General features: G+C 67.9%; 18 protein-coding genes. 16 read left to right on the forward strand and 2 right to left on the reverse strand.

The genetic code is table 11. The annotated features are described in order from the left end of the window. The first annotated feature begins 1 nt into the window (after position 1). The 9 genes from AC1RL8_RS21940 (at position 2) to ygiD (ending at position 11411) form a co-directional block, all read left to right on the forward strand. A complete protein-coding gene (locus AC1RL8_RS21940) occupies positions 2-1246 on the forward strand; it encodes a porin (protein ID WP_492686214.1) in 1245 nt (414 codons plus the stop codon). A 184-nt stretch (positions 1247-1430) separates the two neighbouring features. Beyond that, positions 1431-2411 carry an ABC transporter permease gene (locus AC1RL8_RS21945; RefSeq protein ID WP_056573001.1) on the forward strand — a complete coding sequence of 327 codons (981 nt, stop codon included), beginning with the start codon at positions 1431-1433 and terminating at the stop codon, positions 2409-2411. 1 nt (position 2412) lies between these two features. Further along, positions 2413-3687 (forward strand): M20 aminoacylase family protein, encoded by a 1275-nt coding sequence (locus AC1RL8_RS21950; protein ID WP_492686213.1) that lies wholly within the window; start codon positions 2413-2415, stop codon positions 3685-3687. Between the two features lie 31 nt (positions 3688-3718). Next, a complete protein-coding gene (locus AC1RL8_RS21955) occupies positions 3719-5299 on the forward strand; it encodes an ABC transporter substrate-binding protein (RefSeq protein ID WP_070060000.1) in 1581 nt (526 codons plus the stop codon). 104 nt (positions 5300-5403) lie between these two features. Continuing rightward, positions 5404-6315, forward strand: a complete 912-nt coding sequence (locus AC1RL8_RS21960; RefSeq protein WP_062472638.1) for an ABC transporter permease — start codon at positions 5404-5406, stop codon at positions 6313-6315. Between the two features lie 20 nt (positions 6316-6335). Beyond that, the gene (locus AC1RL8_RS21965; RefSeq protein WP_492686212.1) at positions 6336-7406 is read left to right on the forward strand and encodes an ABC transporter ATP-binding protein; all 1071 of its coding nucleotides are present in this window, start codon (positions 6336-6338) and stop codon (positions 7404-7406) included. Beyond that, positions 7403-8443, forward strand: a complete 1041-nt coding sequence (locus tag AC1RL8_RS21970; RefSeq protein ID WP_354345501.1) for an ABC transporter ATP-binding protein — start codon at positions 7403-7405, stop codon at positions 8441-8443. The genes AC1RL8_RS21965 and AC1RL8_RS21970 overlap by 4 nt, the downstream gene beginning before the upstream one ends. Beyond that, complete coding sequence (locus AC1RL8_RS21975; RefSeq protein WP_492686211.1) at positions 8440-10404, forward strand: glycosyltransferase family 2 protein; 1965 nt, start codon at positions 8440-8442, stop codon at positions 10402-10404. The genes AC1RL8_RS21970 and AC1RL8_RS21975 overlap by 4 nt, the downstream gene beginning before the upstream one ends. A gap of 101 nt (positions 10405-10505) precedes the next feature. Next, complete coding sequence (gene ygiD / locus AC1RL8_RS21980) at positions 10506-11411, forward strand: 4,5-DOPA-extradiol-dioxygenase (protein WP_492686210.1); 906 nt, start codon at positions 10506-10508, stop codon at positions 11409-11411. A 22-nt stretch (positions 11412-11433) separates the two neighbouring features. Here ygiD and zwf read toward each other — a convergent pair whose 3' ends face one another. Further along, complete coding sequence (gene zwf / locus AC1RL8_RS21985; RefSeq protein ID WP_062472648.1) at positions 11434-12906, reverse strand: glucose-6-phosphate dehydrogenase; 1473 nt, start codon at positions 12904-12906, stop codon at positions 11434-11436. A 143-nt stretch (positions 12907-13049) separates the two neighbouring features. Here zwf and AC1RL8_RS21990 point away from each other — a divergent pair, with 143 nt between their 5' ends. From AC1RL8_RS21990 to AC1RL8_RS22005, 4 genes are read left to right on the forward strand one after another with little or no spacing between them, the layout of a single operon-like run. Next, the gene (locus AC1RL8_RS21990) at positions 13050-14060 is read left to right on the forward strand and encodes an ABC transporter substrate-binding protein (RefSeq protein ID WP_095743722.1); all 1011 of its coding nucleotides are present in this window, start codon (positions 13050-13052) and stop codon (positions 14058-14060) included. Next, positions 14061-16334, forward strand: a complete 2274-nt coding sequence (locus AC1RL8_RS21995; protein ID WP_492686209.1) for an ABC transporter permease — start codon at positions 14061-14063, stop codon at positions 16332-16334. Then, the gene (locus AC1RL8_RS22000; RefSeq protein ID WP_095743724.1) at positions 16331-17371 is read left to right on the forward strand and encodes an ABC transporter ATP-binding protein; all 1041 of its coding nucleotides are present in this window, start codon (positions 16331-16333) and stop codon (positions 17369-17371) included. Before AC1RL8_RS21995 ends, AC1RL8_RS22000 begins: the two co-directional genes overlap by 4 nt. A 12-nt stretch (positions 17372-17383) precedes the next feature. Further along, positions 17384-18046, forward strand: coding sequence for an HAD family hydrolase (locus tag AC1RL8_RS22005; protein ID WP_070059991.1), 663 nt, complete (start codon positions 17384-17386; stop codon positions 18044-18046). Here AC1RL8_RS22005 and AC1RL8_RS22010 read toward each other — a convergent pair. Then, a complete protein-coding gene (locus tag AC1RL8_RS22010) occupies positions 17992-18663 on the reverse strand; it encodes a lipocalin family protein (protein ID WP_354345490.1) in 672 nt (223 codons plus the stop codon). The genes AC1RL8_RS22005 and AC1RL8_RS22010 overlap by 55 nt on opposite strands. A 242-nt stretch (positions 18664-18905) precedes the next feature. Between AC1RL8_RS22010 and tal the strand changes: the two genes are divergently transcribed. The 3 genes from tal to AC1RL8_RS22025 all read left to right on the forward strand — a co-directional run bounded on the left by tal (position 18906) and on the right by AC1RL8_RS22025 (position 21924). Beyond that, the gene (tal, locus tag AC1RL8_RS22015; RefSeq protein WP_159273980.1) at positions 18906-19862 is read left to right on the forward strand and encodes a transaldolase; all 957 of its coding nucleotides are present in this window, start codon (positions 18906-18908) and stop codon (positions 19860-19862) included. Positions 19863-19864: 2 nt separating this feature from the next. Next, the gene (gene pgi / locus AC1RL8_RS22020) at positions 19865-21418 is read left to right on the forward strand and encodes a glucose-6-phosphate isomerase (protein WP_492686208.1); all 1554 of its coding nucleotides are present in this window, start codon (positions 19865-19867) and stop codon (positions 21416-21418) included. A gap of 173 nt (positions 21419-21591) precedes the next feature. Further along, positions 21592-21924: a DUF805 domain-containing protein gene (locus AC1RL8_RS22025; protein WP_062472662.1), complete on the forward strand. Its 333-nt coding sequence runs from the start codon at positions 21592-21594 to the stop codon at positions 21922-21924. Positions 21925-21956: the final 32 nt, after the last annotated feature.

A 21956-nucleotide genomic window follows, 5' to 3' on the forward strand; every position in this document is an offset into this window, starting at 1 on the left:
AATGAAAAAATCTCTAGTTGCTCTGGCTGCCCTGGCTGTTGCCGGTGTTGCCTCGGCTCAGTCGTCCGTCACGCTGTTTGGTGTGGTCGACGCGTCGATCAGCGGCTACTCGTCCACCTCGCGTGACCTGAACGGTGCCACCTTCCTGAACCCGTTCTACCTGAACAAGGGCAGCGTCAAGGCAAGCCGTCGCGAACTGGCTAACTCGGGCTACAACTCCAGCCGTCTGGGCTTCCGTGGTACGGAAGACCTCGGTGGTGGCCTGGCAGCCAGCTTCTGGCTCGAAGCTCCGATCAGCAACGACAACGGCCAAGAAGGCATCGCCACGTTCGCACGTCGTTCGACCGTGAGCCTGTCGGGCGGTTTCGGTGAAATCCGTCTGGGCCGTGACTACACCCCGACGTTCTGGAACGACACCGTGTTCGATCCGTTCGGCACCAACGGCGTTGGCACCAACCTGATCTCGACGGCTAGCGGCTCGTTCGGCGCATTCGGCACCCCCGCTGCTTCGACCGCTCCGTTCACCAACGTTGGCACCAGCAACTACGTTCGCGCCAGCAACACCATCGGCTACTTCCTGCCGCCGAACCTGGGTGGTTTCTACGGTCAAGTGCAGTACGGCTTCGCTGAGAAGACCAAGTACAGCCCTGGCTTGGCAACGCCTGATGTGGCTAACAGCCAGCGTCAAGGTCGTTACGTCGGCGGTCGCTTCGGCTACGCCAACGGCCCCCTGGACGTTGCTCTGGCTTACGGCAGCAGCACCGTGGGTGACCAGTTCTACGTCGGCACGACCACCAAGGTCAACACGCTGAACCTGGGCGCTTCGTACGACTTCGGTCCCGTGAAGCTGTTCGGTGAACTGTCGCGCGCCAAGAACAAGGTTGACTACGAAGTCACCCCGTTCGCCGGCGGCCGTCCTGACATCGACCTGACCGGTTACCTGCTCGGCGTGACCGTGCCGGTCGGTGCTGGCCTGATCCGCGCTTCGTACTCGAGCGTCAAGTACGACTACAACCAGCCCGCAGTGCTGTTCCAGCCCGCAGTTGCTGACCCGAAGGCCAACAAGCTGGCTATCGGCTACGTGCACAACCTGTCGAAGCGCACGGCTCTGTACGCTACCGTTGCTCGCGTGAGCAACAAGAACGGTGCTTCGCTGACCGTCGGCGGCCCGGCTTTCGTGACCACGGGTGGCTTCACCCCGAAGACCTCGACCGGCTACGACTTCGGTATCCGTCACGCTTTCTAATTTGATGCTGGCGCAAGCCAGCTTCGAATCGAAAGACTAAAAGCCACCCGGCGCAAGCCGGGTGGCTTTTTCTTTTGGCGCGCGCCTGTTCTCACTCGTAAAAATTGCGCCTCCACCCCCGGGGAACCCCCGTGCGGGCACGCTGCTTGCACTGCTAGCATGCCGCGATCACTCTTGTTGCTGAATGACTGCCTTTGTACTGCGCCGCCTGATCCAGGCCGTGATCGTGATGATCGCGGTTGCGTTCATTGCCTTCCTCCTCTTTCAATATGTCGGCGACCCGGTCGTGTTCCTGCTGGGGCAGGATGCCAAGCCCGACCAGATCCGTGAAATGCGCGCCGCATTGGGGCTCGACCGACCCTTCTTCGTGCAGTTCTGGCACTTCCTCGTCAACGCCGCGCAAGGCGAATTCGGACTGAGCCTGCGCCAGGGCGCCAAGGTGTCGCGCCTGATCGGCGAGCGCTTCCCGGCCACGCTCGAACTCGCGCTCGTGGCCGCGGCCCTGGCGTTGTTCGTCGGCATTCCGATGGGCGTGTACACCGCCCTGCGCCGTGGCACCTTCATGAGCCAGGTGTTCATGACCGTCTCGCTGCTCGGCGTGTCGCTGCCCACCTTCCTGATCGGCATCCTGCTGATCCTCGTCTTCGCCGTGACGCTGGGCTGGTTCCCGAGCTTCGGGCGCGGCGACACCGTGCAGTTCGGCTGGTGGACCAGCGGCCTGTTCAAGGCCGACGGCTGGCACCACATCATCCTGCCCGCGGTGACGCTGGCGATCTTCCAGCTCACGCTGATCATGCGGCTGGTGCGCGCCGAGATGCTCGAGGTGCTGCGCACCGACTACATCAAGTTCGCGCGCGCACGGGGCCTGTCGAACCGCGCGATCCACTTCGGCCACGCCCTCAAGAACACGCTGGTGCCGGTCATGACCATCACCGGCCTGCAGCTCGGCGGCCTGATCGCCTTCGCGATCATCACGGAGTCGGTGTTCCAGTGGCCCGGCATGGGGCTGCTCTTCATCCAGGCCGTGACCTTCGCGGACATCCCCGTGATGGCCGCCTATCTGTGCCTGATCGCACTGATCTTCGTGGTGATCAACCTCGTGGTCGACCTGTTGTACTTCGTGGTCGATCCCCGGCTGCGCGTGGGCAAGGCGGGAGGCCATTGAGGTGAGTGCCGCAACAGCCGCCGCAGCGCCGCGCCTGCAGGCCTCCGGCCGGGCCTTCGCGCACATCGCCAGCTTCTACCCCGAGATCACGGCCTTTCGCCGCGACCTGCACGCCCACCCCGAGCTCGGCTTCGAAGAGGTCTACACGGCGGGCCGTGTGCGCGAGGCGCTGCGCGCCTGCGGCGTGGACGAGATCCACGAGGGCATCGGCAAGACCGGTGTCGTCGGCGTCATCCGCGGCAAGTCGACGGCCAGCGGCCGCATGATCGGCCTGCGCGCCGACATGGACGCGCTGCCGATGCGCGAGGACAACGACTTCGGCTGGCGCTCCGCCAACGACGGCCTGATGCACGGCTGCGGCCACGACGGCCACACCGCCATGCTCGTCGGCGCCGCGCGCTACCTGGCCGAGACGCGCGACTTCGACGGCACCGCCGTGCTGATCTTCCAGCCCGGCGAAGAAGGCCTTGCCGGTGCGCGCGTGATGATCGAAGACGGCCTGTTCGACCGCTTCCCGGTGAACGCCGTCTACGCCATGCACAACTGGCCCGCGATGCCGGCCGGCACCGTCGGCATCAACCGCGGCGCGATGATGGCCGCGGCCGACCGCGTGACGATCGAGATCAAGGGCAAGGGCGGCCACGGCGCGCATGCCTACCAGACCATCGACCCCGTCGTGGTGGCCGCGCACATCATCACCGCGGCGCAGACCATCGTGTCGCGCAGCGTGCGGCCCATCGACGCAGCCGTCGTCAGCATCTGCGCCGTGCAGGCCGGCGATCTCGGCGCGATGAGCGTGATCCCGGGCGAGGCCACGCTGGTCGGCACCGTGCGCACCTTCAGCGCGCGCGTGCAGGCGCAGGTCGAGCAGCGACTGAGCGAGCTGTGCACGGCCATTGCCGCCGGCTTTGGCGCGACCGCGACGATCAAGTACGAACGCATCTACCCGGCCACGATCAACACCGCGCCCGAAGCGATGTTCGCGGCCGACGTGGCGCAGGCGCTGGTCGGTGCGAAGAACGTCGATCGCAACCTGGAGCCCAGCATGGGCGCCGAAGATTTTTCCTTCATGCTGCAGAAGAAGGCCGGTGCCTATCTGCGCATCGGCCAGGACGCCCGCAGCGGCGCCTTCCTGCACAACAGCCGCTACGACTTCAATGACGAGATCCTGCCGCTGGGCGCCGCTTTGCATGCGGGCCTGATCGAGCAGGGCATGCCGCTGGCTGCTACCCGCAGCCTGCAGCCAGGGAAAGCCGCCGCCACCGCGGCGCCGTGATGTGTTCGATTTCAACCCGAGGAGTGTTCCCATGAGTTTCAAGAAGCAAGCGGCTGCGGTCGCTGTCCTGTGCGCCCTGGGCGCCGTCAGCATGGTCGCCAGCGCGCAGACCATCCGCATCGCGAACCAGGGCGACGCCCTGTCGCTCGACCCGCACTCGCTCAACGAGTCGCTGCAACTGAGCGTCACCGCCAACGTCTATGAAACTCTCGTGGGCCGCAACAAGGACCTGAGCCTGGCGCCGCTGCTGGCCACGAGCTGGAAGCAGACCTCGCCGAACGTGTGGCGCTTCGAACTGCGCAAGGGCGTGGTGTTCCATGACGGCACGCCGTTCAGCGCCGACGACGTGGTGTTCAGCTTCGCGCGTGCGCAGGGCGACGGCTCCGACATGAAGGCCACGCTCAGCGAGATCAAGGCCGTGCGCAAGGTCGGTGACCTCGCCGTCGAAATCGAAACCAACGGCCCCTTCCCGATCCTGCCCGACGTGATCTCGCTCACCATGATCATGAGCAAGAAGTGGTGCGAGGAAAACCAGGCCACCAAGCCGGTCGACCGCCGCAAGGGCATCGAGAACACCGCCTCGTTCAAGGCCAACGGCACCGGCCCGTTCCGCGTGCGCGAGCGCCAGCCCAACGTGCGCACCGTGTTCACGCGCAACGGCACCTACTGGGGAAAGATCGACGGCAACGCGCAGGAGATCGTCTTCACGCCCATCGCCAACCCCGCGACCCGCGTGGCCGCGCTGGTCTCCGGCGAAGTCGACGTGATGGAGCCCGTGCCCGTGCAGGACATCGCGCGCATCAACGCCGCGCCCAACGCCCGCGTCATCACCGGCCCCGAGATGCGCACCATCTTCCTGGGCATGGACCAGAAGCGCGACGAGCTGCAGTACTCGAACGTGAAGGGCAAGAACCCCTTCAAGGACAAGCGCGTGCGACAGGCCTTCTACCAGGCCATCGACATCGCCGGCATCCAGCGCACCGTGATGCGCGGCGCCTCCAAGCCCACTGCGCTGCTCGTCGGCCCGGGCATCAACGGCTGGACCGCCGACCAGGACAAGCGCTTGCCTTTCGACGTCGATGCCGCCAAGAAGCTGCTGACCGAAGCCGGCTACCCCAACGGCTTCGAAGTCTCGATGAACTGCCCGAACGACCGCTACGTCAACGACGGCCAGATCTGCCAGAGCGTGGCCGCCAACCTGGCCAAGATCGGCGTGAAGATCAACCTCGTGGCTGAGACCAAGGGCACCTACTTCCCGAAGATCCTGCGCCGCGACACCAGCTTCTACATGCTGGGCTGGACCCCGACCACCTACGACTCGCACAACGCGCTGAGCTCGCTCACCTCGTGCCCCGACGACAAGGGCACGGGCCAGTTCAACCTGGGGGCCTACTGCAATCCGAAGCTGGACGAGCTGACCAAGAAGATCCAGTCCGAGTCGGACAAGGCCAAGCGCAACGAGATGATCAAGGAAGCCTTCAAGGTCCACACCGACGACATCGGCCACCTGCCGCTGCATCAGCAGTCGCTGGCCTGGGGCGTGAGCAAGAAGGTCGAGCTGGTGCAGCTGGCCGACAACTTCATGTACTTCAAGTGGATGAGCATCAAGTAAGTCGACCGTGGGCCGCTGCCTGAGCGGCCCGACCATGGGCCCGCTTCTTGCGGGCCCATTCTTTTTTGCTTCACGATGAAAAATAACTCCCACGCGGCCCGGCGATGAAAAAAACCCTTGCTCGCTGGCTCGACAGCGATGTCGGCTACAGCTTCCGCACCTCGCCGGTGGCGATCGCCGCCGCCGTCATTGCGCTGGTGTGCGTCTTCTGTTCGGTGTTCGCCGGATGGGTGTCGCCGCACAACCCCTTCGACCTCGCCACCCTCGAACTTGGTGACGCCCGCCTGCCACCGGCGTGGAGCGCTGAAGGCTCCACCAAATACATCCTCGGCACCGACGACCAGGGCCGCGACATTCTTTCGGCCGTGATCTACGGCGCGCGCATCTCGCTGATCGTCGGCGTGGTGTCGGTGGTGCTGTCGGTGGCCGTCGGCGTGGTGCTCGGCCTGCTGGCCGGCTTCTTCGGCGGCTGGCTCGACTCCTTCCTCATGCGCGTGTGCGACGTGATGCTGTCGTTCCCGCCCATCCTCGTGGCGCTGCTCATCGCCGGCGTCGGCCGCGCGCTCTTTCCGGGCGCGCACGAGTCGCTGGCCTTCGGCGTGCTGATCATTTCGATCTCGCTCACGGGCTGGGTGCAGTACGCGCGCACCGTGCGCGGCTCCACGCTGGTGGAGCGCAACAAGGAATACGTGCAGGCCGCGCGCGTCACCGGTGTGGCGCCGCTGCGCATCATGCTGCGCCACGTGCTGCCCAACGTGATGGGGCCGGTGATGGTGCTGGCCACCATCCAGGTCGCGACCGCGATCATCACCGAGGCCACGCTCTCGTTCCTGGGCGTCGGCGTGCCGCCGACCTCGCCTTCGCTGGGCACGCTCATCAGCATCGGCAACCAGTACCTGTTCTCAGGTGAATGGTGGATCACGGTGTTCCCGGGCCTGATGCTGGTGCTGATCGCACTCAGCGTGAACCTGCTCGGCGACTGGCTGCGCGACGCGCTCAATCCGCGCTTGCGCTGAACAGAAAAGGAGAACGCCTCATGACGCTGCTCCAGGTCAAAGACCTCATCGTCGAATTTCCGAACCGCCGCGGCACGCTGCGCGCGCTCGACCGCATTTCCTTCGACATCGCGCCCGGTGAAATCCTCGGCGTGGTGGGTGAATCGGGTGCGGGCAAGTCGCTCACCGGCGCGGCCATCATCGGCCTGCTCGAACCGCCGGGCCGCGTGGCCGGCGGCGAGATCCTGCTCGAGGGCCAGCGCATCGACAACCTCGGTTTCGATGCGATGCGCCCCATCCGCGGCCGCAAGATCGGCGCGATCTTTCAAGATCCGCTGACCTCGCTGAACCCGCTGTACACCGTGGGCCGCCAGCTCATCGAGACCATCCGCACCCACTTGCCCGTGACCGAATCGGAAGCGCGCAAGCGCGCCATCGGCCTGCTGCAGGACACCGGCATTCCCGCCGCCGAACAGCGCATCGACCACTTCCCGCACCAGTTCTCGGGTGGCATGCGCCAGCGCGTCGTGATCGCCCTGGCGCTCGCGGCCGAACCCAAGCTCATCGTGGCCGACGAGCCGACCACCGCGCTCGACGTGTCGATCCAGGCGCAGATCATCCAGCTGCTCAAGCAGGTCTGCAAGGAACGCGGCGCGGCGGTGATGCTCATCACGCACGACATGGGCGTGATCGCCGAGACCTGCGACCGCGTGGCCGTGATGTATGCGGGCCGCATCGCCGAGATCGGCCCGGTGCACGAGGTGATCCACCAACCCGCGCACCCCTACACCTCGGGCCTGATGGCGTCGATCCCCGACATGACGAGCGACCGCGAACGGCTCAACCAGATCGACGGCGCCATGCCGCGGCTCAATGCCATCCCGACCGGTTGCGCCTACAACCCGCGCTGCCCGCGCACCTTCGCACGCTGCCTGACTGAACGGCCCGAGCTGATGCACGCGGGCGCCACGCGCGCTTCCTGCTGGCTGCACGACGCCGCCGACCCGCATGCGGGGCAGGCCGAGATCGCCGCGCAGCACCACGACGCCCTGGCGGCCGGCGAGCGCGCCACGCCCGAGGCGGCCGAACCCCTCGCAGAGGTGACCCGATGAGCGCCGTGATCGAACCCCGCAAGGACGCTGCGGCGACCAAGACTGGCGAGCCGCTCGTGGTCGCGCACGACCTCGCACGCACCTTCGACGTCTCGCCGCCCTGGCTCAACCGCGTGCTCGAACGCAAGCCGCGCGTGCTGCTGCATGCGGTCGACGGCGTGAGCTTTTCCATCGAGCGCGGCAAGACGCTCGCGCTGGTCGGCGAATCGGGTTGCGGCAAAAGCACCGTGGCGCGCCTGCTGGTTGGGCTGTATGCGCCCACGCGCGGCGGCCTGCAGTTCGACGGGCAGGACGCGCACGCCGCGTTCAAGACGCCCGAAGGCCGTCAGCTTCGCCGCCGCATCCAGATGATCTTCCAGGACCCCTACGCGAGCCTCAACCCGCGCTGGATCGTCGAGGACATCATCGGCGAGCCGCTGCGCGAGCACGGCATCCTGAGCGACAAGGACGCGCTGCGCCAGCGTGTGGGCGAGCTGCTGCAGTCGGTCGGCCTCTCGCCGCTGGACATGAGCAAGTACCCGCACCAGTTCTCGGGCGGCCAGCGCCAGCGCATCTCCATCGCGCGCGCGCTCGCCACGCAGCCCGAGTTCCTGGTGTGCGACGAACCCACCTCGGCGCTCGACGTGAGCGTGCAGGCGCAGGTGCTCAACATCATGAAGGACCTGCAGCGCGAGCAGGGCCTGACCTACCTGTTCATCTCGCACAACCTCGCCGTGGTGCGCCACGTGGCCGACCAGGTCGGCGTGATGTACCTGGGTCGGCTGGTCGAGGTGGCGGACAAGCAGAAGCTCTTCGCCGAGCCGCAGCATCCGTACACCCGCATGCTGCTCGACGCGATCCCGCAGATGAAGCACACCGGCCGTGCGCGCACGCCGGTGCAGGGCGAGGTGCCGAACCCGCTGAATCCGCCGACCGGTTGCGCCTTTCATCCGCGCTGCCCGCATGCGAATGCGCGCTGCTCGACCGAGCGGCCGCAGCTGCTGAGCCTGAAGGGCGTGCAGGTGGCCTGCCATGCGGTGGAGGAAGGCCGTTTGTGAGTGAAGGCGGCAGTCCGCAGGGCTGGCCGGCGGACAACTTTCCGTACCGGCCGCACCTGCGCTTCTGCTCGCTGGGCAACGAGAACGTGCGGGAGGTGATGGAGGGCTTTCGCCTCGCCTGCGAACGCCTCGGCTACACCACAAGCATTGCGCCGGGGCCGGGTGTCGACAACGACGACATCAACCTCTTCTTTTTCGCGATGGGCCTGAGCCTGCCCTCGGACGACGAGCTGCCGCCGAACGCGATCGTCGTCAACTTCGAGCCGGCCCTGCTCGCGTTGCTCGCGCAGATGCCCGGCTACCAACGGCTGCTGCAGCGCGCCCATGTGTGGGAGTACAGCCTCGAGAACATGGTGCACCACCCGGCGCTGGGCATCCATCGGTCGGATTACGTGGGGCCGGGCTTCGAGCCGATGGCCACGCCGCTGCTGCCGGCCTCCGCGGTGCTGGACGACGCGCAGCAGGACATCGACGTCATCTTCTTCGGCGAGACGACGCCCCGGCGGCTGCAGGTGCTGGAGGCGTTGACGGCTGCGGGGCTGCGGGTGGCCTATCCCTTCGGCACCGCCTGGACGCCGGCGCAGCGCGACGCCTTGCTGCCGCGCGCCAAGGTCGGGCTGAACATGCGCAAGGCCGACCACTCCAGCACCGTTGAGCTGCCGCGCCTGTCGATCCTGCTGCGGCATCGCAAGGCCGTGGTGTCGGAGTTGTATCCGCATTCCGAGATTCCGCAGGTGCTGCGCGACGCGGTCGAAGGGTGCACGAAGGACGAGCTGGTCGATCGCGTGCGCGCGCTGGTGGCCGATGCGCCGCGGCGGCGCGCACTGGAAATCGCCGGGTCGCGGGCGCTGCAGTCCTTGCCGCCGCAGCATGAGGTGCTGGCGGCGGCGATGCAGCGTTATCTTGCGGCGGCTCGGCAGCGATGGGTGGGGCAGCAGGCACGGAATACGGCTGAGCCTGCCTCGCAGGTGTCCGTCCTGATGGTGACGCGGGACGACGAGGCCGATGTCGCGGGGGCCCTCGCATCGATCACTGAGCAAACCCTGCAGCCGCACCAGATCATCGTGGTGGACGACGGCTCCACCGACGCCACCGTCGCCGTGGTTCGCGCGCGCATGGCCGCCGATCCGCGGCTGGCGGGGTTGCAGCTGTTGCAGGCGCCCGTCCCGATGGGCTGGGCGGCGGCTGCGCAATGGGGGCTGATGCAGGCGCGCGGCGACGCGCTGGCGCTGTGGGCGCCGACCGTGCGCTGTGCGCCCGAGCGCCTGCAGGTGCAGTCCGCGTTCCTGCGCGCGTCGCCGGAGATCGGCGCGGTCGGTGCCTGGTACACCCGCGATGGCGACGCGGAACCGCCGACGCAGCGCCTGCCGGAGATGCATGACCAGATCCTGGCCGCGCTGCTGGCCCACTTGCCGCATGAACAGCCGCTGCTGATGGGCGGCCTGATGCTGTCGCTGCCCCGCATCCAGCAACGCGGACTCGGCTTCGACGCCACGCTCGGCTGGTTCGCATGGCTCGGCCTGCTGCTGGAACTGGTGCGCGGCGGTGCGCGGCTCGCCAACCTCGGCATGAGTCTGAGCCAACTGACGCGCCGTCACGCCGCGGGCCTTGCGGAAACCGATGTGGCGGCGCTGACCCGTGTGCGCGAACGCCTGCTGCCGTTGGTCTTTCCCGACGTGCCGTCCGCCGAGGCGCAGCGGCTGGCTCGGCTCTATGGCCAGCAATGGGCGCCCGATGCCGATGATGCCACGGCGCTGCTGCGCGACATGGCGAGCGCCTGCAAGCGGCAGGGCAACGTCCACGCGACCACGGCGCTGCGTGGTGAAAGCTTGCGCGTGCTGGCGGTGTATGCGGAGAACAGGCGACTGGCGCCGGGCTACCTCGACACGCTGATGCGCGAGCCCTTGCTGCGCGATTTCCTGGCGCCGCTGGGCGAGCGCCTGCGTGCATTCGTGCCGTGAACCATGGTGCGTGCGCCGGGCGGTGTGCGTAAACGCACTTTCCAAGCCCTCACTTTGTTGCACAGTCTTGGGTTGGCCCCGAATCCACACCCCCTGACACGATGACCTCCACCCCGATGACCCGCCTGCTCGGCCGCCGCGGCTTTCTCATGGGCTCGGCGCTGGGCGCGACCGCCGCGCTCGCGTCGATGACCGAGATCGCGCACGCGGCTGGCGCAGCACCGGCGCGCCGCATGCCTGTCATCTTCATCGGCCACGGGTCGCCGATGAATGCGCTGGCGGACAACGCCTTCACGCGCCGCCTCGCCGTCTGGGGCCGCGAGCTGCCGCGCCCCACGGCGATCCTCAGCGTGTCGGCGCACTGGCTCAGCCAGGGCGCGACCGGGGTCACGGTGCAGACGCGGCCCAAGACGATCCACGACTTCGGTGGCTTCCCGCAGGCGCTGTTCGACATCGAATACCCGGCACCGGGCCACCCTGCACTCGCGCGCGAAGCGATCGGCGCCGTCAAGCAAACGCCGGTGATCGCCACCGAGCAGTGGGGGCTGGACCACGGCACCTGGACCGTGTTGAAGCACCTGTACCCGAAAGCCGACGTGCCGGTTTTCCAGCTCAGCATCGACTACGACAAGCCGGCGGCGTTCCACCATGCGGTGGGGCGCGACCTGGCGGCCTTGCGCGACCAGGGCGTGCTCGTGATGGGCAGCGGCAACGTGGTGCACAACCTGCGCGCCACCGACCGCGGCACGCCCGATGGCCCGAAGGCCAGCCGCCCGTGGGCGCAGTCGTTCGACGAGGCGGTGAAGGCCGCGCTGGCCGGCCGGGACGACCGCGCGCTGATCGGCTACGAAAAGCTCGAAGGGGCGTCGACCGCCGTGGCCACGCCGGACCACTACTTTCCCTTCCTGTATGCCCTGGGCGCTGCGGCGCCGGGCGAGCGTGCGAAGACGGTCTACGAAGGCTTCCAGTCGGGCACGCTCAGCATGCGCTGCCTCCAGTTCGGCTGAAGGCGCGGCGCATTCGGCGGTTCTACTGCTCCTCGCCCCAGGCGAAGCCGTCGCGCGCGATCATGGCGCTCGACGCGCTGGGGCCCCAGGTGCCGGCCGCATAAGGGCGCGGACCGCCGTCGGACTCCCACGAGTCGATGAGCGGCTCGACCCAGCGCCAGGCTTCTTCCTGCTCGTCGCTGCGCACGAACAGGTTGAGGCGCCCGTCGATCACATCGAGCAGCAGGCGCTCGTAGGCACCCACGCGCTCGGCGCCGAAGCGCTTGTCGAAGTCCAGGTCAAGCTGCACCGGCGCCAGTTGCGCGGCGCTGGCGTGGCCGTTGCCGCCGCGCTGGCGGTTGTCCTGGGCCTGCGCGAGCATGTGCAGTTCCAGGCCGTCCTTGGGTTGCAGGTTGATCACCAGCTTGTTCACGTTGCCTGCGGGGGCGCGGTAGATGGCGTGCGGCGTGGGGCGGAAGTTGACCTCGATGCGCGCGTCGCGCGAGGCCAGGCGCTTGCCGGTGCGGATGTAGAAGGGCACGCCGGCCCAGCGCCAGTTGGCGATCTCGGTGCGCAGGGCCACGAAGGTCTCGGTGCGGCTGTCGGGGTTCACGCCCGGCTCGTCGCGGTAGCCCTGCACCCGCTCGCCGTAGGCCGTGCCGGCCGTGTACTGGCCGCGCACCGCGTGCAGGCCCAAGCTCTCGGGCGTCCAGGGCTTGAGGGCGCGCAGCACCTTGAGCTTTTCGTCGCGGATGGCGTCGGCGTGCGCGTTGATGGGCGGTTCCATGGCCACGGCGCACAGCAGCTGCAGCGCGTGGTTCTGCACCATGTCGCGCAGCGCGCCGGTCTGGTCGTAGAAGGCGCCGCGCTTTTCCACGCCCAGGTCCTCGGCCATGGTGATCTGGATGTTGGCGATGTGCTCGCGGCGCCAGATGGGCTCGAACAGGGCATTGCCGAAGCGCATCGCGAACAGGTTCTGCACCGAGGGCTTGCCCAGGTAGTGGTCGATGCGAAAGACCTGCTTCTCTTCGAGCACCTTGCCCACCGCGGCGTTGATGGCGCGGTTGGAGGCCAGGTCGTGGCCCAGCGGCTTTTCGAGCACGACGCGGGTGCGCGGGCCGTTGAGCCCGGCGGCGGCGATCTGCTCGACCACCTGCGTGAAGAGCGCGGGCGCCGTGGCCACGTACATCACGACCGTCTTGGCGTCGCGCTGCTTGAGCAGGTCGGCCAGGCTGGCGTAGTCGGCGGGCTTGGACAGGTCCATGCGCAGGTAGTGCAGCATGGAGGCGAACTTCTTGAACTCCTCGGGGGAGGGGCGCTTGGCGCCTTCGACGGCGCTGAAGCGCGACTGGATCAGCTCGCGGTACTGGTCGTCCGACAGGTCGTCGCGTGCCACGCCGACGATGCGCCCGTCCTGCGGCAGGCTGCCGTGCCTGAAGGCCTGGAACAGCGCGGGCATCAGCTTGCGCCACGCAAGGTCGCCAGTACCGCCGAACAGAACGAGATCGAAGCTCATGAGAAAACTTTCCTTTGTCTGAATGCCGAGCAGGCAACGTGCCAGTCGCGATGGTACTTGTACCGATTCGGCACACCTGTACTAAAGCTACGCTGTCCCATGGCCGCGAGGCCTTTTTTTATTGCCGAGGCAGGGGAATACCAATGAAGAAGCTTTTCACGGCAGCCGCGCTGCTGGGTCTGTCGGCCGCCGCGTCGGCGCAGACCGTCAACGTCATCTGCTCGGTGCAGGCCGAGTGGTGCAACGTGATCTCCACCGTCTACGCCCGCACCACGGGCGTGCGCATCAACATGGCGCTCAAGGGCTCGGGCGAGGCGCTGGCCCAGCTCATCGCCGAGAAGGACAACCCCAAGACCGACGTCTGGTTCGGCGGCACGGGCGACCCGCACCTGCAGGCGGCCGAGCAGGGGCTCACGCTCGAGTACAAGTCGCCCACGCTCACGCAGTTGCATCCCTGGGCCCAGCAGCAGGCCAAGCAGTCGGGCTACAAGACCGTGGGCATCTACTCGGGCCCGTTGGGCTTCGGCTACAACCCCGAGCTGCTGGCCAAGAAGAAGCTGCCCGTGCCCAAGACCTGGGCCGACCTGCTCAAGCCCGAGTACAAGGGCGACATCCAGGTGGCCAACCCCGCGTCGAGCGGCACGGCCTACACCATGATCGCCACGCTGGTGCAGCTCATGGGCGAGGACAAGGCCTTCGACTACCTCAAGGCGCTGCACAAGAACGTCGGCCAGTACACCCGCTCGGGCACCGGCCCGATCAAGGCGGTGGCGCGCGGCGAAACCGCAATCTCCATCAGCTTCGTGCACGACGGCCCGGGCGAGAAGATGCAGGGCTTCCCGGTCGAAACCATCACGCCCGCCGACGGCACCGGCGCCGAGATCGGCTCCATGAGCGTCATCAAGGGCGCGCGCAACCTCGACGCCGCCAAGAAGTTCTACGAATGGGCGCTCACGCCCGCCGCGCAGGAGCTGGGCGCCGCCAACAAGCAGTTCCAGCTGCCCAGCAACGCGAGCGCCAAGCTCGACCCGCGCATTCCTGATTTCAAGAAGATCAAGTTCATCAACTACGACTACGCCAAGTACGGCGCCAGCGCCGAGCGCCGTCGCCTGATTGCGCGCTGGGAAAAAGACGTCAACTCGCTGCCGCGCTAAGTGCAGGCGCGTTCCAACGAAGGCGCGCCGGCCAACCCGGCGTCCCTGGCCGCCGCCCGGCGCGCGCGGCGATGGATCTGGGCCTGGGTCGCGCTGGGCCTGGCGGCCTACCTCGTGCTGCCCTGGTATGCGATCCAGGATGCGACCTGGTACGAAGCCGTTCCGCAGGTCTTCGGCAGTGCAGAGGGCGCCAATGGACTGATGCAGGCGGCCACGCAGGGCCGCTCCTGGCTCTTCATCGGGCTGGCCGGGCTGCTGCTGTGCGCTGTCGGCGCGGCCTTGCCGGCCGGCAAGGCGCAGGGGCGCTGGCTGCTGGCGGGCGGCGCGATCGGCGCCATCGGCCTGGCCGTGGCGGGCTTCACCATCGGCGCGCGCGGTTGGAGCGTCGCGGCGCTCAACACCCAGTTCGGCGAACTGGCCGTCAACCAGTTCGGCATCGGCGCGGGCGGCTTCGTGGCGCTCACGGCGCTGGTGCTGCTGGCGGCCTTCGGCATGGCGCGGCTCGGCCTGTTCAAGGGCGACCTGTTCGTCTCTGCCTCGGTGGTCGGCTGCGGCGTGCTGATGGCGCTGTTCATCGCCTATCCGGTGAGCCGGGCGCTGTCGGGTGCCTTCTTCAACGAAGACGGGCAGTGGTCGATCGCGGCCTTCGCGGCGCGCGTGTTCACCGAGCGCATCTGGGGCCTGGGCTGCCTGGCGGGCGGCGTGCGCTGCGGCGTGGCCTGGAACACGCTGGTGTTGGCACTGCTCACTGCGGCCGGCACCACCTTCCTGGGCACGCTGATGGCGCTGATGGCCGAGCGCGGCAACCGGCGCGGGCAGGGCGCACTGCGGGTGCTGGCGCTGCTGCCGATCATCACGCCGCCGTTCGTGGTCGGCCTGGGCCTCATCTTGCTGTTCGGCCGTGCCGGCATCGTCAACCAGGTGCTCGAAAACGTCTTCGGCATCGAGCCCACGCGCTGGTTCTACGGCATGCCGGGCGTGCTGGTGGCGCAGCTCTTTGCCTTTACGCCCATCGCCTTCATGATCATGCGCGGCGTGGTGCAGGGCATCGCGCCCAGCCTGGAAGAGGCCGCGCAGATGCTGCGCGCCGACCGGCGCCGCGCCTTCTTCACGGTGACGCTGCCGTTGCTCAAGCCCGGGCTGGCCAACGCCTTCCTGGTCGGCTTCATCGAAAGCATTGCCGACTTCGGCAACCCGGTGGTGGTGGGCGGGCAGTTCTCGGTGCTGTCGACCGACATCTTCTTCGCCATCGTCGGCGCGCAGTACGACCAGGGCCGCGCCGCGTCGCTGGCCTGGGTGCTCACGCTGTTCGCGCTCGGCGTGTTCGCGCTGCAGCGCGGCCTGCTGGGCAAGCAGAACTACACGACGGTGAGCGGCAAGGGCGACGCCGGCATCGCGATGCCGTTGCCCGACGGCGTGCGCCGCACCATCCAGTGCATCGCGCTGCCGTGGATCGCCTTCACCGCCGTGGTCTACCTGTTCGCCTTCGCGGGCGGCTTCGTGCAGACCTGGGGACGCGACTACAGCTTCACGCTCAACCACTTCAAGAGCGCCTTCGCGCTGGAGTGGGGCCAGTTCGGGCTGGTGTGGGCCGGCACCGCGTGGAACTCGCTGATCACCACGCTGAAGCTGGCCGGCATCTCGGCGCCGATCACCGCGGCGCTGGGCCTGCTCATTGCCTGGCTGCTGGCGCGCAACGAGTTCAAGGGGCAGGGCGCCTTCGAGTTCGGCGCGCTGCTGGCCTTTGCGATTCCCGGCACGGTGCTCGGCGTGAGCTACATCCTGGCCTTCAACGTGCCGCCGTTCGAGCTCACGGGCACGGGGCTCATCATCGTGCTGTGCTTCATGTTCCGCAATCTGCCGGTGGGCGTGCGGGCCGGCACGGCGGCGTTCAAGCAGCTGGACCGCTCGCTCGACGAGGCCTCGCTGATGCTGCGCGCGTCCACGTCGCAGACGCTGTTCAAGGTGGTGCTGCCGCTGCTCAAGCCGGCGCTGGTGGCCGCGCTGGTCTACAGCTTCGTGCGCGCCATGACGACGGTGAGCGCCGTGATCTTCCTGGTCACGGCCGAGAACGAACTGGCCACCACCTACATCATCGGCCGCGTCGGCAATGGCGACTACGGCATCGCGCTCGCCTACTGCACGGTGCTCATGGTGCTGATGTCGCTGGCCATTGCGCTGGTGCAGTTCGTGGTCGGAGAGCGCAAGTTGGGAAGACGCGGGGCCACGCCCAATCACCAAGGGCATCACAAAATGGAAAGCCTCTCCGTATGAACGGTATCGAATTCCGCAACGTCACCAAGCGCTACGGCACGGACAAGAACGGCCCGATGGCCGTCAAGGGCATCAGCTTCGAGGTGCCCGTGGGCACGCTCACCACCATCCTCGGCCCCTCGGGCTGCGGCAAGACGACCACGCTGCGCATGATCGCGGGGCTCGAATCGCCCACCTCGGGCTCGATCTTCATGGGCGGGCGCGACGTCACCACGCTCGGGCCGGGCGAGCGCAACGTGAGCATGATGTTCCAGAGCTACGCGCTGTTCCCGCACATGAACGTGATCGAGAACGTGGGCTATGGCCTGCGCATGAGCGGCGTGAAGAAGGACGAGGCCACGGCACGGGCGCGCGAGGCGCTCAGGGGCGTCGGCCTGGTCGGCTTCGACGAGCGCCTGCCCAGCGAGCTGTCGGGCGGCCAGCAGCAGCGCGTGGCCCTGGCGCGCGCGCTGGTGCTCGAACCGGCGGTGCTGCTGTTCGACGAGCCGCTGTCCAACCTCGACGCCCGCCTGCGGCGCGAGATGCGCGAGGAAATCCGCTCGCTGCAGCAGCGCCTGAAGCTCACCGTGGCCTACGTGACGCACGACCAGAGCGAGGCGCTGGCCGTGAGCGACCAGATCATCGTCATGGACCACGGCGTGATCGCCCAGCGCGGCACGCCCGAGCAGCTCTACGGCCGCCCCGAGAGCGAGTTCGTCGCCGGCTTCATGGGCGAGGCGATGGTGTTCCCGGCCGTGGCGCAGGCCGACGGCAGCGTCACGCTCGGCCCGCTGCGGCTGCAGCCGCGCTACGCGGTGGCGCCCGGCACCGTGAAGGTGGCGGTGCGGCCCGAGGCCTGGGACATCGGCGCGCTCGACGGCCTGCCCGCCACGCTGCGCAAGTCGGCGTACCTGGGCAGCTTCTATGAATACGGCTTCGACACCCCGCTGGGGCCGGTCTTCGTGGTCTCGACCGACCTGTCGCGCCCGCTGGCGGCCGGCACGCAGACCACCCTGTCGCTCGGAACCCATGGCGTGAGCGTGGTGCCCGGCGCATGAAACAATGGCGCCATGAACGTGGTTTTCGATCTTGGCGCCGTGCTGTTCGCCTGGGAGCCGGCACGGCTGGTCCAGGCCCATCTCCCCTCTCACGCCCCTACTGACGCCGCCGCCGCGGCCCTGGGCCGGGCCCTTTTCCATCACGACGACTGGACCGGCTTCGACTGCGGCACCCGCACGCTGGACGATGCCATCGCCCGCATGTCGGCGCGGCTGGCGTTGCCGGCCGAGTCGCTGCACGCCATGCTCGACGGCCTGGGGGAGCGGCTGGCGCCGATCGACGTCACGGTCGCGATGCTCGAAGAGCTGCTCGTGCAGCGCGACGCCGGCGAGCCGCTGCGCCTGTACTACCTGTCGAACATGCCCGTGCCGTTCGCCCGCGCCCTCGAGCGCCGGCACGCCTTCATGCGGCGCTTCGACGGCGGCGTGTTCTCGGGAGACGTGAAGTTCCTCAAGCCCGAGCGCGAGATCTACGAGCTGCTCGCCATGCGCCACGGCCTCGATCCCGAGCAGACGGTGTTCATCGACGACTCGGCCGCCAACGTCGAGATGGCCCGCGCCTTCGGCTGGCACGCCATCCATTGCACCGCGCCCGACAAGCTGCCGGCGCAACTGCAGCGCTACCTGCCGGTGAGCACCACCTTGTCGGTGTCGAACCCCAGGCTGCGGGCGTAGTCCAGCTCGGCCTGCAGCGCGTCGTCTTCGAGGCGCGGCGCGCGCGACAGCACCCAAAGGTACTCACGGTCGGGCGTGCCGACCAGCGCCACCTGGTAGTCGCGGTCGAGCTTCAAAATCCAGTAGTCGCCCCACACCAGCGGCAGCCACCCCATCCAGGCGGGGGCGAAGCGCACCTGCAGCCGCCCCGCGCCGGGCTGGCCGGCCACGGGCACCACGCGCGCGCTGCCGATCGCCTCGTCGAAGTTGCCGTCGTCGCGCACGCAGCGGTTGCGCACTTGCACGGTGCCGTCGGGCTGCGGCGTGTACTCGGCGCTCACCGGGCCGGCGCACTGTTTCTGGAACCGGTTGGGCAGCCGCGCCTGTTCGTGCCAGACGCCGGCGTAGCGGTGCAGGTCGACCGGCGCCACCACCTGCAGTGGCGCGCGCATCAGCGGGGCGCCGTCGGCCGGGCCGGCGGGCCGGGCACGGGCCGTGCGTGCGGCCCCCAGCGCGTACCAGGTGGCCACGCCGCCCACGACGAAGGCGGTGGCCATGGTGCCGATCGCGTGGCTGGTGCGGCGGTCGTCGAATGCGCGGCCGGCGGCGGTCGCGGGGCGTGGGGGGCGAGGGGTCATGAGGGCTCCTGGGGAAAGTCGTTCTCGGCGTGGATGTCGCGTCCCGTTCAGGGTGCCCCCCGCCGCGGCCGGCTGCCGTCAGCCAGGGACCACAGCCCCTGTAGGGCAGGGCGGCCGACAACCCTTCGCGCTGCAGGCCGATGGAGCTTCGCGAAAACCCGTGCTACGGTTCGCATGAAAACATCGACCGCCGCGCAACTGCGTGCAGGACTTGTCACACCCCTCCCCGGATAATTGATTTCATGAACCAACTCGATGCACTCCGCCAGTGGACCACCGTGGTTGCCGACACCGGCGACTTCAAGCAGCTCAGCATTTCCAAGCCGCAGGACGCGACCACCAACCCGTCGCTGATCCTCAAGGCCGTGCAGAAGGCCGAGTACCGGCCGCTGCTCGATGAAACCGTGAAGGCGCACGCCGGCAAGCCGCTCGACGAGGTCATCGACCGCCTGCTGGTGCGCTTCGGCACCGAAATCCTCTCCATCATCCCGGGCCGCGTGTCCACCGAAGTCGACGCCCGCCTGTCGTTCGATACCGCCGCCACCGTGGCCCGCGGCGAGCGCATCGTGGCGCTGTACAAGGCCGAGGGCATCGACACCGAGAAGCGCCTGCTGATCAAGGTCGCCTCCACCTGGGAAGGCATCGAGGCCGCGCGCCTGCTCGAGCAGAAGGGCATCCGCACCAACCTCACGCTGCTGTTCTCGTTCGCGCAGGCCGTGGCCTGCGGCGCGGCCGGCGTGCAGCTCATCTCGCCCTTCGTGGGCCGCATCTACGACTGGTACAAGAAGTCGGCCGGTGCGAAGTGGGACGAAGCCGCCAGCGCGGGCGCCAACGACCCGGGCGTGAAGTCGGTGCGCGAAATCTTCAACTACTACAAGCAGCAGGGCATCAAGACCGAGGTCATGGGCGCGAGCTTCCGCAACGTGGGGCAGATCCAGGCGCTCGCTGGCTGCGACCTGCTGACCATCAGCCCCGAGCTGCTGGCCGAGCTGGCCGCGAGCAACGAGCCGCTCACGCACGCGCTCGACGCCAAGGCTGCCGCGAGCGGTAACGCAGAGAAGGTGAGCTACGACGAGGCGGGCTTCCGCTTCGCGCTCAACGAAGACGCCATGGCCACCGAGAAGCTCGCCGAAGGCATCCGCGCCTTCGCGGCCGACGCCGTGAAGCTCGAAAAGCTCATGCAGGAAAGCGGCAAGTAAACATGACCATGACCCTGCGCTGTGACCGCGCGCCGGCCTGGGCGCAACTGCAGTCCAGCTTCGACACGGCCGGTCGCCAGTTCGATCTTCGCCATGCCTTCGTGGAGGACGCCGGGCGCTTCGCGCGCTTCAGCCAGGAGGCGCCGCACGTTTTCGCCGACCTGTCGAAGAACCTGATCGACGCGCGCACCGAGGCGCTGCTGTTCACGCTGGCGCGCGAATGCGGCCTCGAAGCCCACCGCGACGCCATGTTCGCGGGCGCGCACATCAACAACACCGAAGACCGCGCCGTGCTGCATACGCTGCTGCGCGCGCCGGCCGATGCGGCCACCGGCCGCCAGACGGCCCGCGAGTTGCGCGAGGTGCACGCCACGCTCGACGCCATGCTGGCCTACGCCGAGAAGGTGCGCGGCGACCACACGATCACCGACGTGGTCAACATCGGCATCGGCGGCTCCGACCTCGGCCCACAGATGGCCGTGCTGGCGCTCGCGGAGTTCGTGGCGCCGGGCAAGCGCTTCCACTTTGTCTCGAACGTCGACGGCCACGAGCTGGCGGGCGTGCTCAAGGGCCTGGCGCCCGAGCACACGCTGTTCCTGGTCGCCTCCAAGACCTTCACCACGGCCGAGACGATGACGAACGCGCTCTCGGCCAAGCGCTGGTACGAACAGTCGGGCGGCACCGACATCGCCGGCCATTTCGCCGCGCTCACCACCAACGTCGAGGCCGCGAAGCAGTTCGGCATCGACACCACCTTCGGCTTCTGGGACTGGGTGGGCGGCCGCTATTCGCTGTGGTCGGCCATCGGCCTGCCGATCGCGCTGGCCATCGGCGCCGACGGCTTTCGCCGGCTGCTGGCGGGCGCGCATGCGATGGACGAGCACTTCCGCACCGCGCCGCTCGAGCAGAACCTGCCCGTGCGCCTGGGCCTGCTCGACGTCTGGTACCGCAACTTCCACCGCTTCACGAGCCGCAGCATCGCGCCGTACCACAGCGCCCTGAAGCGCGTGCCGGCCTACCTGCAGCAGCTCGAGATGGAGAGCAACGGCAAGCAGGTCGATGCGAGCGGCGCGCCGCTGGCCTTCGGCACCTCGCCCGTGCTCTGGGGCGAGCCCGGCACTAACGGACAGCACGCCTACTTCCAGATGCTGCACCAGGGCACCGACGTGATCCCGCTCGAGTTCATGGCGGTGCGTGACGCCTCGCACGACCTCGACGGCCACCACCCCAAGCTGCTGGCCAATGCGCTTGCGCAGGCGCAGGCGCTGATGGTCGGCAAGCTCGACGAAGGCGGCCACAAGAACTTCCCGGGCAACCGGCCGAGCACCTTCTTCGTGTTCGAGAAGCTCACGCCCGAAGCACTGGGCGCCTTCCTCGCGATGTACGAGCACCGCGTGTTCACCAGCGGCGCGCTGTGGGGCATCAACAGCTTCGACCAGTGGGGCGTGGAACTCGGCAAGGTGCTGGCGCGCGACATCGAACCGCGCCTGGCCTCGGGCGATGTCTCGGGGCTCGATGCCTCCACGGCCGGCCTGCTGCAGCGGCTGAGCACCTGACGGCGCACGTCACTGTAAGCCTCGCAAGCCTTGGCCAAAGGCTCTATCCACTAGGCCTTTAGGCCATTGGTTTGCAGCGCGCTGGCCGGTTTGGCCGAGTTTGTCGTTGCACAGTGCGCCGATATGATGGCCCCGGGGAAATTTCCCTGGGATTCATCAAGAGGAGCGAGTCAATGGACTTTCAAACAGCGGTCAAGACGTGCATCGCCAAGTACACCGATTTCACGGGTCGTGCGTCGCGTTCCGAGTTCTGGTGGTTTTTTCTGGCCCAGTTCGGCGTGCTCGTCGTGACGGGCCTGATCCATGAGTACGTGTACTTCATTGCAGCGCTGGCCCTGCTTCTGCCCGCCCTCGCGGTGGGCGTGCGCCGCCTGCACGACATCGGCAAGAGCGGCTGGTTCCTGCTGCTGTCGATCATCCCGCTGATCAATCTGGTGCTGATCTACTTCTTTGTTCAGCCGTCGCAGCCGGAGAGCAATGCTTACGGCGAACCGCCGAGCGCCTGATCTTTCTGCCAAGGGCCGCACACGCGGCCCTT

Source organism: Variovorax sp. GW822-FHT04E09, assembly GCF_058800845.1.

Bases quoted from the DNA above. Each gene is read 5' to 3' on its own strand.
- tal (WP_159273980.1), top strand. From the start codon at position 18,906: ATGAACCAACTCGATGCACTCCGCCAGTGGACCACCGTGGTTGCCGAC.
- ygiD (WP_492686210.1), top strand. From the start codon at position 10,506: ATGACCTCCACCCCGATGACCCGCCTGCTCGGCCGCCGCGGCTTTCTC.
- AC1RL8_RS21940 (WP_492686214.1), top strand. From the start codon at position 2: ATGAAAAAATCTCTAGTTGCTCTGGCTGCCCTGGCTGTTGCCGGTGTT.
- AC1RL8_RS22010 (WP_354345490.1), bottom strand. From the start codon at position 18,663: ATGACCCCTCGCCCCCCACGCCCCGCGACCGCCGCCGGCCGCGCATTC.
- AC1RL8_RS22000 (WP_095743724.1), top strand. From the start codon at position 16,331: ATGAACGGTATCGAATTCCGCAACGTCACCAAGCGCTACGGCACGGAC.
- AC1RL8_RS21955 (WP_070060000.1), top strand. From the start codon at position 3,719: ATGAGTTTCAAGAAGCAAGCGGCTGCGGTCGCTGTCCTGTGCGCCCTG.
- AC1RL8_RS21965 (WP_492686212.1), top strand. From the start codon at position 6,336: ATGACGCTGCTCCAGGTCAAAGACCTCATCGTCGAATTTCCGAACCGC.
- AC1RL8_RS21970 (WP_354345501.1), top strand. From the start codon at position 7,403: ATGAGCGCCGTGATCGAACCCCGCAAGGACGCTGCGGCGACCAAGACT.
- zwf (WP_062472648.1), bottom strand. From the start codon at position 12,906: ATGAGCTTCGATCTCGTTCTGTTCGGCGGTACTGGCGACCTTGCGTGG.
- AC1RL8_RS21945 (WP_056573001.1), top strand. From the start codon at position 1,431: ATGACTGCCTTTGTACTGCGCCGCCTGATCCAGGCCGTGATCGTGATG.
- AC1RL8_RS21960 (WP_062472638.1), top strand. From the start codon at position 5,404: ATGAAAAAAACCCTTGCTCGCTGGCTCGACAGCGATGTCGGCTACAGC.
- AC1RL8_RS22005 (WP_070059991.1), top strand. From the start codon at position 17,384: ATGAACGTGGTTTTCGATCTTGGCGCCGTGCTGTTCGCCTGGGAGCCG.
- pgi (WP_492686208.1), top strand. From the start codon at position 19,865: ATGACCATGACCCTGCGCTGTGACCGCGCGCCGGCCTGGGCGCAACTG.
- AC1RL8_RS22025 (WP_062472662.1), top strand. From the start codon at position 21,592: ATGGACTTTCAAACAGCGGTCAAGACGTGCATCGCCAAGTACACCGAT.
- AC1RL8_RS21990 (WP_095743722.1), top strand. From the start codon at position 13,050: ATGAAGAAGCTTTTCACGGCAGCCGCGCTGCTGGGTCTGTCGGCCGCC.